The following is a 9,571-nucleotide window of genomic DNA, read 5'->3' as shown; positions in this document are numbered from 1 at the left end:
TGTTGCTTTTTTCTCCTTCCTCTATGTCCACAAATTTATTTCATTTTCCTATTGACTTTTCCTTTGCAGACTTTTCAGGCTTGGACCGCAGGCCATTAATATATAGTCTAATTATAGCATACTGGCCGTTTTTGGCAAGGGGAATTTTGCAGTTTGCCCAAATCTTCTCAAAAACAAGGAACTCTCCACAAGGGAGAGTTCCTGTTCATGGTCCATGATTCTGTGCTTATGCTTGCTCTGCTTTGCCCTCTGTGCTGGCTGCTGCTGCGGCGGGAGCGGGAATTTCGACGCCCTTGGCGGTATTGACGGCCTTGATCACGCCCCGGTCCTTGGCCTCCTTGGCGTGCTTCTCCACGTCCAGCTTGTTCCTGGGGCTCCTCACCAGACAGCCGGCGCCCTGGACACAGCCGCCCTCGCAGGCCATGCCCTCGATAAAGTTGCCCTCCAGGCGGCCCAGCTTCAGTTTCATCAGCGCCACCTCGCAGGCCGCGGTGCCGCTGCAGGGGACAGCCTTCACCTGGAAGTCGCTGCCCTTCTCCTTCAGAGTCTGGACAACGGCCTCGGCCACGCCGCCGCTACGGGCAAAGTTCCGGCCATAGCCGCTGGCCTCATCCAGGGAGGCCTCCTCCAGCTTCTCCAGGTCAATGTCCCGGGAGGCAAACAGGGCGTACAGCTCCTCGTAGGTAAGTACGCAGTCGATGGCGTTCATGGTGCGGCCCAGCTGGAATTCCTTCTTCTTCGCCACGCAGGGGCCGATGAAGACCACCTTGGCGTCGGGGTCCTTCTCCTTCAGGTGCAGGCCGATCATCACCATGGGGGAGGGGGTGTGGGAGACATATTGATTCAGCTCGGGGTGCTTCTTCTTCACATAGCCCACAAAGCCCGGGCAGCAGGAGGAGGTAAGCATCCCCTTCTCCACCAGCTCCTCAGACTCCCGGTCGGCCACCATGTCGGCGCCCAGCGCCACCTCGGCCACGCCGGAGAAGCCCAGCCGCTTCAGGCCGGTCACCACCTGACCGTAGCTGGCGGGGGCGAACTGGCCGGCGATGGAGGGGGCAATGACCGCGTAGGTCTTGTAGCCCCAGTGGGCGCCGCCCTGGATCATCTGAATGGCGTCCACGATCCAGGATTTGTCCTGAATGGCGCCGAAGGGGCACTGATACACGCAGTTGCCGCAGGAGATACACTCGTTGATATCAATCGAGGCTTTCTTGTCCGGACCCATGGAGATGGCCTTGGCGGGACAGCTCTTTTCACAGGGGCGCTGGTTCTTCACAATAGCGCTGTACTGGCAGGCGCTGACGCACTTGCCGCAGGTGATGCACTTGCTGTGGTCAATGCTGGCCCGGTGGTTGACAATTTTAATTGCGTCCTTGGGGCAGGCGTGGACGCAGCGGGTCGCCAGACAGCCCCGGCAGGAGGCGCTGACGGTCATCTCCGTCACGGGGCACTCGTCACAGGCGATGGGCAGAACCTCCACCACACTGGGGTTGGTCTTGTCGCCCCCCATGGCCATCTTAACCCGGCTGCTGACAATGGCCCGCTCCTTGTAGATGCAGCAGCGCAGGCTGGCTTCCGGCCCGGGAATGATCTTCTCGGGGACGTCCAGGATGCCGGTCTGGAGCTTATCCTCCCAAGTCAGACGGGCCACCTCGGTCAGAACAGAGGTCTTCAGCTCCTGGATTTTGGTCTCAAAGGTGTGCATATATTCTCTCCTTCCTCTTTTTGCTGTGCAAAGACAGCTCCCTGTGCAAAACTGACAATATTTAGGAGATTTTCCTTCTTTTGCAGGAATTCTTTCATTTCGCACTCATTCTACTAGGCCCCCGTGAAATTGTCAAGAGACATTTTACACCATTCCAGGGGGGCAGGACAACACCTTTTGGATTTTGTCACAGTTAGTTATTCCGAACGTTTTGATCACCGGTAGAAATACCGCCAGCCCTCCTCCGTCTGGACCCGGCCCAGCCCTACCCCCATGGTCCGCTCCAGCTCCGCGCCGCAAAACAGTTCCTCCGGCGTGCCGGTACACAGCAGGCGGCCATCCTGAAACAGGGCCAGCCGGTGGGCGTAGCGCATGGCCAGGCACAGGTCATGGAGGACCATCACCACCGCCCGGCCCTCCTCCGCCAGCCGCCGGGACAGTGCCATTACCTCCAGCTGGCAGCTCACGTCCAGATAGGTGGTGGGCTCGTCCATGAGGATGGTCTCCGTGTCCTGGGCCAGAGCCATTGCCAGATAGATCTTTTGCCGCTGCCCCCCGGAGAGCTGGGGCAGAGGCCGGGAAGCCAGCTCCGCCGCCCCGGCCCAGTCCAGGGCCCTGCGCACCATCTCGTGGTCCTCCCTGCGGTAGCGCCGGGGGTAGGACAGATAGGGAAAGCGGCCGTGGAGTACCATCCGCCCTGCGGTAATGCTGGGTACTGTCCGGGACTGGGGCAGGTAGGCCACCTTTCGGGCGACCTCTCTGACGGTCAGCCTTTCCAGCGGGAGGCCGTCCAGCAAGATCTCGCCCCCCACCCGCGCCAGCAGTCCGTTGGCAGTGCGCAGCAGGGTACTCTTGCCGCATCCGTTGGGGCCCAGTACCGCCAGCACCTGGCCGGGGCGGAAGTCCAGGTCGACCCCCTCCAGCACGGTCCGCCCTGGGTAGCCCGCCCGGAGCTGGTTCAGCTCAATCAAGGGCCTCCGCCCCCTCTCCGCTGCCGCAGCAGCAGCCAGATGAAAAAGGGGCCGCCGGCCAGAGACATGACGACCCCCAGGGGCAGCTCAAAGGGGGCGAAGAGGAGGCGGGAGGCCAGGTCGCAGGCGGTGAGCAGCAGCGCGCCCCCTAGGGCGGAGGACAGCAGCAGGGGAAAGCTCTCCTCTCCCAGCAGGCGTCGCATGATGTGGGGGGCCAGCAGACCCACAAAGCCCAGCAGGCCGGAAAAGCTCACCGCAGCTCCCGCCAGGGCCGCCGCCAGCATGAGCAGGACCAGGCGCAGCCCCTTGGCGGACAGCCCCAGGCTCTGGGCGGTCTCCCGGCCCAGCAGGAGCAGGTCCAGCTCGTTGGACAGGGACAGGGCCGCTATAAGGGCGATCAGGATGACCCAAAAGGCGGGGGTCAGCCGGGCCATAGACAGGTTGCGGACCCCGCCGATGCGAAAATCGGTGTAGCCGCTGAGGGCATCAGGGAAGAAGGTGACCACCGCGTCGATGCCCGCGCTGAACATACTGGAGATGGCAACCCCCGCCAGTACCAGTGTGATCCGGGCAGCCCCCGCCCGCTCTGAGATCACCAGCACCAGCAGAACTCCCGCCAGCGCCCCGGCGAAGGCGGCCACCGGGGTCAGCCGTACCGCCCCGGGGGCCACAGCGCAGCAGATGGCGGTGGCCAGTCCCGCTCCCGAGTTGACCCCGATGATATTGGGTGCGGCCAGGGGATTGTTCAGGACCCCCTGGATGATGACGCCGGAGCAGGCCAGCGCCGCCCCCGCCAGCAGACAGCCGCACAGCCGGGGCAGGCGGGCGTAGAGGATAATGGCGGCATGGGTCCCCTCCCCACGGCCCAGCAGGGCGGAGACCACCTCTCTTAGAGGAATGGGCACCGCGCCGAAAGCCAGATTTCCTGCGCTGGAGAGAACCAGCAGTCCCGCCAGCAGGGCGATGAGGCCCAAGGACCGCTTACTCCCCACAGAGGATGTCCGCCAGCTTCTCATAGGCGTCCCCCCACAGGGCGTTGGGCTTTAAGCTGTACATTCTCCGCTCCAGAATGTAGAAGCGGTCCCCCTGTACCGCGCTGAGGGAGGCCCAGGCGGGGTTGGACAGCAGGGTCTCCTCCAGGTTAGCCTGGGCCGCCTCCTCATCCGTGCCGTGGTAGACGGCGAAGATGTAGTCCGGGTCGGCCTGGAGGATGGCCTCCAGACTCAGCTCCTCCAGCAGGGAGCCGTCCTGGTCGGCGATGTTTACACAGCCCAGCTCCTTCAGCATGGGACCCAGTACGTTGTCCTCGCTGTTCTTTACCTTCACACTGCTGCCCGACACCTGAATGGTCAGCACTGAGGGGGCGAAGCTGTAGACGGCCCTGCGCTCCACGGCCCCGTCCACCTGTTCCTTAACGGCGGCGCCGTAGGTCTCATAGTTCTCCGGGTGGCCGGTGAGCTGGGTGAACAGCGCCAGAAGGTCCAGATAGTCCTGGAAGGAGGAGACGTCGAAGTAGGCGGCGGGGATACCGGCCCGGTCAAAGGTCTCCTGGAGCTCCAGGTTGGAGGGGGAGAGGTTGCTGGCGATCACCAGGTCGGGCTCCGCGCCCAGTACCAGCTCTCCGCTGGGTTTCATGGCCGAGCCGATGCTGACCACATTCGCCCCCAGGTCCAGCCCGTAGGACTCCCAGGCGTCGTTGGCGGTGGCTGCCAAGGTGTCCTCCCCGCCCGCCAGGACCCACACATCGGCAAAGCTGCCAATCATCACCACAGTCCGCTGGGGCGGGTCAATGGAAAACTCCTGGCCCAGGGCGTCGGTGAAGGTGATTTTCCCCTCCTCCGACGATGCGGCGGCGGGTTGGGACTGGTCTGTTGGCTGAGATTGGGCGGGGGGCTGGACCGGTTTTCCGCAGGAGGCGGTCAGCAGGAGGGCAAACAGTACTGCGGAGGCAAAAATCCGTCGTTTCATTTGGAATACATCCTTTTTCAGAAAGAATGGGCGGCCCGCTTGGGCCGCCCCACACGGTATCATCAGGCGTACTTGGAGATGATGGCGTCCCGCTCCTGGGCGTGCTGGGCGGACCACTCCTCCCAGTTCTGCCCCGCCGCGGCGGCCGCCTGTCCCAGCTCCACCAGCAGAGCGGGCATATCCGTTTCCAGAACGGTGCCGGCCTCCTGGCCGAAGCGGGCCTGACCCAGGGCGTCCGTCCCGCCAAGGAACATTTTGAAGGCGGGCTGGGGCTTCTTGTCCACCAGCTTCACCCCGCCCTGGAAGCCGATGGCCCCCGCCTGATGGGCGGCACAGCTGGAGGGACAGCCGGAGATGGAGATTTTGGGCAGAGCCCCGTCGGGGATGTTGGCCTCCCGCACCGCTTTGACCACAGCCTGGAGGACCCCCTGGCTGTCCCGCACCCCCTGCTGGCAGGTGGAGGCGCCGATGCAGGCCACGCTGTAGTCGAAGAGGCTCCGGGCGCCGTCCCCGGTGGCGGCAAGGACCTTCTCCGCCTCGCCGGCGCTGAGGTTGATGATATACAGGGTCTCGTCAGGGGCAACCCGGATCTCCACCCCCCCCATGTCCTTCAGCAGCTCATAGAGCTGGCGGGGCTTTTCTACAGGCAACACGCCGCCGATGGGGTGGTACTTCACCGTGTAGAGACCCGACTGCTTCTGGGGGATGGCCCGGGGGTTGTCCACCGTGCCGCCGTCGGCCTTGGCGAGATCAGCGGGGGCCTGGGGTGCTGTGATGTCCAATCCGCCCTCCGCCTTGCGGGCGGTCACATTCTTCAGGAACTCCTCCTTCAGCCTGTCTGGGCCCAGAGTGTCCTGTATATAGCGGGTGCGGGCCTTGGCCCGGTTCTCATAGTTGCCGTGGGCGCAGAAGGTGTCTACCATGGCCCGGACATAGTACAAAATCTCCCTAGGCTGCACCGCCTCGTCCACCAGCACGCCCATGGAGGGCCGGGCCGCCCCCAGACCGCCGGCAATGCGCAGGGCGAAGGTGCCGTCCGCCTGGGCCAGGAAGCCCATGTCCCGGAAGGCGCTGTGGACACAGTCATCCGCGCCGTTGCAGAAAGCCACCTTCAGCTTGCGGGGCATTTTAATATCCCGGCAGATGGACAGCAGATATTCCGCCGCCGCCGAGGCCCAGGGGATCACATCGAAGGCCTCGCCGGGCTGAACGCCGGACAGGGGACTGCACATCACGTTGCGGGGGTTGTCGCCGCCGCCCCCCTTGGTCAGGATGGCGCTGTCAATGGCTTTCTCCATAATGGCGGGCACTTGCTCCGCCTTCAAATCGTGGAGTTGGATGGTCTCACAGGTGGTCATCTTCAGCCGGCCCACCTGGTACTCCTCGACGGTCTCCGCCAGGAACTTCAGCCGGGGCAGAGTCAGCCGTCCCCCTGCCATGCGCAGGCGCAGCATATGCTCGGAGGGATCCCGCTGAGCGTAGGAGCCCAGGCCGCCGGAGATCCCCTTGTAGGCTTTCCGGTCCAGCTCCCCCTTGCCAAAGGCGTTGATGGTCTCCTTAAAATCCTCAATCTCCCCCCGGAAGGTATCTGTCCACTGCTTATCCATCTCAATATTCCAACCTTTCCCAGTAAATTCGGTGATTGACGCTGGAGTGTTCCATTACATCTTCTTATTATACCAAAAAATTCCTTGAGATACAATCCCCGATTCATATTTTTATCTGTTTCCCTCACGGCCTGCGGGTAAATCTGCCGGAGAGCGGAGAACTGAGACGGGCCGCCCCTTGCTCTGGAGATGAAATTGTGATAAGATTAGGAGTGACAGAAGCCCCATTACCCAGGGGATATAACAAAAGGGAGGATTACCATGAGTATTGTAAAAGATATGTCTCTGGCCCCTTCGGGACACCAGAAAATTCAGTGGGTGCGGGACTTTATGCCCGCCCTCAGCGGCATTGAGGAGCGCTTCCGCCGGGAGAAGCCCTTTGCCGGGCTGACCATCGCCGTCTCCGTCCACCTGGAGGCCAAGACCGCCAATCTGGGTCTGGTCCTCCGGGAGGGGGGCGCAGAGGTCCACCTCACCGGCTGCAATCCCCTGTCGACCCAGGACGACGTGGCCGCTGCGGTGGCCGATTCGGGAGTTGCCACCTACGGGGTCCACGGGGTGAATATGGAGGAGTATGAAAATCTCCTGGTGGAGAGCCTGAAGTGCCGCCCCCACCTGATTGTGGATGACGGCGGCGACCTGATTAACCTGCTGGGGGGCAAGTGCGCACAATATGGCGAGCGGCTTATCGGCGGCTGTGAGGAGACCACCACCGGCATCCACCGGCTCTACGCCCGGGAGCGGGAGGGGATCCTGCCCTGTCCCATGATGGCAGTGAACGACGCCAAGGCCAAGCACTACTACGACAATAAATACGGCACCGGCCAGTCCACCTGGGATGCCATTATGCACACCACCAATCTGATTGTGGCGGGCAAAACGGTGGTGGTGGCCGGCTACGGCTGGTGCGGCAAGGGCATCGCCATGCGGGCCAAGGGCATGGGGGCCAACGTGGTAGTCTGCGAGGTGGACCCCTTCAAGGCATTGGACGCCACCATGGAGAATTTCCGGGTCATGTCTATGGACGAGGCCGCCAAAATCGGAGATGTTTTTGTCACCGCCACCGGCTGCAAGGATGTGATTGTAAAGCGGCACTTTGAAGTGATGAAGCACAACGCCGTCCTGTGCAACTCGGGCCACTTCGACTGCGAGGTAGACGTGTCCGCCCTGCGGGCCATGTCCTCCGAGACCTTCCCCCGGCGGCAGAATATCGAGGGCTTCCGGCTGCCCGATGGCCGTATTCTTAACGTGCTGGCCGAGGGCCGCCTGGTCAATCTGGCCGGAGGCAACGGCCACCCGGCGGAAATTATGGATATGTCCTTTGCCGTCCAGGCCTTGTCTCTGGAGTGGCTGGTGAAGCATCAGCAGGGGCTGGAAAAGAAGGTCTACATTGTCCCTGACGAGATTGACGACCAGATTGCCCGAGTGAAGCTGGCCGCCATGGGGCTGACCATCGACACCCTGACCCCGGAGCAAGAGGCGTACCTGGCCGGCTGGGAGGCGTGACGTGCACAATGAACTGACCAAAATCGACCTGAAGAAAATGCAGGAGGAGCTGGATTACCGGCGGATCACCCTGCGTCCCCAGCTGTTGGAGGAGGTGAAGACGGCCCGGGCCTTCGGCGACCTGAGCGAAAACTTTGAGTACAAGGCGGCCAAGCGGGAGAAGAATAAGAACGAGAGCCGGATCCGTTATCTGGAGAATATGATCCAGACCGCCGTGGTCATTGAGGACAACTCTGCTGACGATACGGTGGGGCTGTACGACAGGGTTACAGTCTATCTGGAGGACGACGAGGAGGAGGAGACCTGGCGAGTGGTGACCACAGTGCGCCAGGACGTGCTCCACGGTCTGATTAGCAAGGAGAGCCCCATGGGCCGTGTGCTGCTGGGGAAGAAGGTGGGGGACCGGTTTTACGTCCAGGTGAACAAGGACTACGGCTACTACGCCCAGGTCCGCGCCATCGAGAAGGGGGAGGACGATGGCTCTGCGGAGCTGAACCGCTTCTGACCGCCATCTGAATGTCAACATCTGCAAATTTTATGCTCAGTTATGCGGAGACCTGCCCCAATTGATGTGTTATGATGAGACCAGTTAAGTCCCGACACTGGAAGGGCGGGCAGTCCCCAATCAACGGCCGATCCCCGTCCTGGGGCGGCCTGCATTGGGAGAAATGAAAAGGAGAAAAAGATATGGTAATTCAGAATATTTTTGTGGTGGGCGCCGGCCTGATGGGCAGCGGTATTGCCCAGAACGCGGTTACCAGCGGGTACAATGTGACCCTCAACGACCAGCGGCAGGAGGCTCTGGACCGGGCCAAGTCCAATATTGAGAAGGCGCTGGCCCGCGAGGTGGAGAAGGGCCGCATGACTGCTGAGGCCCGGGACGCCGCGCTGGCCCGCCTGAGCTTCGACGTGACTCTGGAGGGCGCCAAAAACGCCGACCTGGTGATCGAGGCCATTATCGAGGTGCTGGAGGCCAAACAGGCCGTCTTCGCCTCTCTGGAAAACATCTGCCCCGCCCACACTATCTTTGCCTCCAACACCTCCTCCATCTCCCTTACCGCCCTGGCCTCCGCCACCAAGCGGCCCTCTCAGGTGGTGGGAATGCACTTCTTCTCCCCGGTGCCCCGGATGAAGCTGTGCGAGATCATCTTCGGCCTGCTCACAACCCAGGATGTGCTGGCCTCTGTGAAGGAAGTGGCCGAGAAGATGGGCAAGACCATCATCCAGGCCGACGATAAGCCGGGCTTCATCGTCAACCGGGCTCTGCTGCCCATGCTCAACGAGGCCTGCGTCATTGTGGGCTCTTACATCGGCTCGGTGGAGGAGATGGACAACGGCATGAAGCTGGGCTGCAACCACCCCATGGGTCCCCTGGAGCTGGCGGACATGATCGGCCTGGACATCCTCCTGGAGGTGATGACCACCATGGAGAAGGAAATCGGCTCCAAGTACGCCCCCTCCCTGCTGTTGCGCAAGCTGGTGGTATCCGGCTTCCTGGGACGCAAGAGCGGCGCGGGCTTCTACACCTACGAGAATGGCAAGAAGACGGGGGTCAACCCGGTCCTCACCCATTTCCAGAGTGTGGCACGATAAAAAATCTCCCCAAGGCCGCCCAACGGGCGGCCTTTTGGATTGGGGGACCTGTGGGGTGAAACCGGGCCGGGATTGACTTGCAGACACTAATTCTATTTAAAATTGTGGGTAGAAGATGACGCTCTAAGGGACAATCCCCCGCCCTCGCTTCGCTCAGGCACCCCCTTTCAAAAGGGGGTAAGCGGCTTCGCCGCTTGTGGGGCCCTGCTTCGCAGGGCTTG

At 62.1% G+C, this 9,571-nt stretch carries 9 protein-coding genes; 4 read left to right on the top strand and 5 right to left on the bottom strand.

Going from position 1 to position 9,571, the window contains the following annotated elements; translation table 11 throughout:
- A partial coding sequence (locus tag D1646_RS22865; protein ID WP_207709444.1) for a hypothetical protein occupies positions 1-218 on the top strand: 218 nt, incomplete at its 5' end.
- 8 nt (positions 219-226) lie between these two features.
- On the opposite strand, the gene D1646_RS18890 is transcribed toward D1646_RS22865, so the two are convergent.
- The 5 genes from D1646_RS18890 to D1646_RS18870 all read right to left on the bottom strand — a co-directional run bounded on the left by D1646_RS18890 (position 227) and on the right by D1646_RS18870 (position 6,251).
- A complete protein-coding gene (locus D1646_RS18890; RefSeq protein ID WP_160637958.1) occupies positions 227-1,705 on the bottom strand; it encodes a 4Fe-4S dicluster domain-containing protein in 1,479 nt (492 codons plus the stop codon).
- A 215-nt stretch (positions 1,706-1,920) separates the two neighbouring features.
- Complete coding sequence (locus D1646_RS18885; RefSeq protein ID WP_160637957.1) at positions 1,921-2,676, bottom strand: ABC transporter ATP-binding protein; 756 nt, start codon at positions 2,674-2,676, stop codon at positions 1,921-1,923.
- The gene (locus tag D1646_RS18880) at positions 2,673-3,692 is read right to left on the bottom strand and encodes an iron ABC transporter permease (RefSeq protein WP_160637956.1); all 1,020 of its coding nucleotides are present in this window, start codon (positions 3,690-3,692) and stop codon (positions 2,673-2,675) included. Before D1646_RS18880 ends, D1646_RS18885 begins: the two co-directional genes overlap by 4 nt.
- On the bottom strand, positions 3,658-4,644 hold the full coding sequence (locus tag D1646_RS18875) for an ABC transporter substrate-binding protein (protein WP_160637955.1): 987 nt from the start codon (positions 4,642-4,644) through the stop codon (positions 3,658-3,660). The genes D1646_RS18880 and D1646_RS18875 overlap by 35 nt, the downstream gene beginning before the upstream one ends.
- A gap of 62 nt (positions 4,645-4,706) precedes the next feature.
- A complete protein-coding gene (locus D1646_RS18870; protein ID WP_160637954.1) occupies positions 4,707-6,251 on the bottom strand; it encodes a nitrite/sulfite reductase in 1,545 nt (514 codons plus the stop codon).
- Positions 6,252-6,512: 261 nt separating this feature from the next.
- Here D1646_RS18870 and D1646_RS18865 point away from each other — a divergent pair, with 261 nt between their 5' ends.
- From D1646_RS18865 to D1646_RS18855, 3 genes are all read left to right on the top strand, one after another.
- Positions 6,513-7,757 carry an adenosylhomocysteinase gene (locus D1646_RS18865; protein WP_160637953.1) on the top strand — a complete coding sequence of 415 codons (1,245 nt, stop codon included), beginning with the start codon at positions 6,513-6,515 and terminating at the stop codon, positions 7,755-7,757.
- A gap of 1 nt (position 7,758) precedes the next feature.
- Positions 7,759-8,262 (top strand): transcription elongation factor GreA, encoded by a 504-nt coding sequence (gene greA, locus D1646_RS18860; protein WP_160637952.1) that lies wholly within the window; start codon positions 7,759-7,761, stop codon positions 8,260-8,262.
- Between the two features lie 182 nt (positions 8,263-8,444).
- Positions 8,445-9,350 carry a 3-hydroxyacyl-CoA dehydrogenase NAD-binding domain-containing protein gene (locus D1646_RS18855; RefSeq protein ID WP_160637951.1) on the top strand — a complete coding sequence of 302 codons (906 nt, stop codon included), beginning with the start codon at positions 8,445-8,447 and terminating at the stop codon, positions 9,348-9,350.
- Positions 9,351-9,571: the final 221 nt, after the last annotated feature.

Origin of the sequence: Pseudoflavonifractor sp. 60 (genome assembly GCF_009911645.1) — a bacterium.
In the GTDB taxonomy this organism is placed as follows: domain Bacteria; phylum Bacillota; class Clostridia; order Oscillospirales; family Oscillospiraceae; genus Lawsonibacter.
This window is presented reverse-complemented; position numbering and strand designations above follow the sequence as displayed.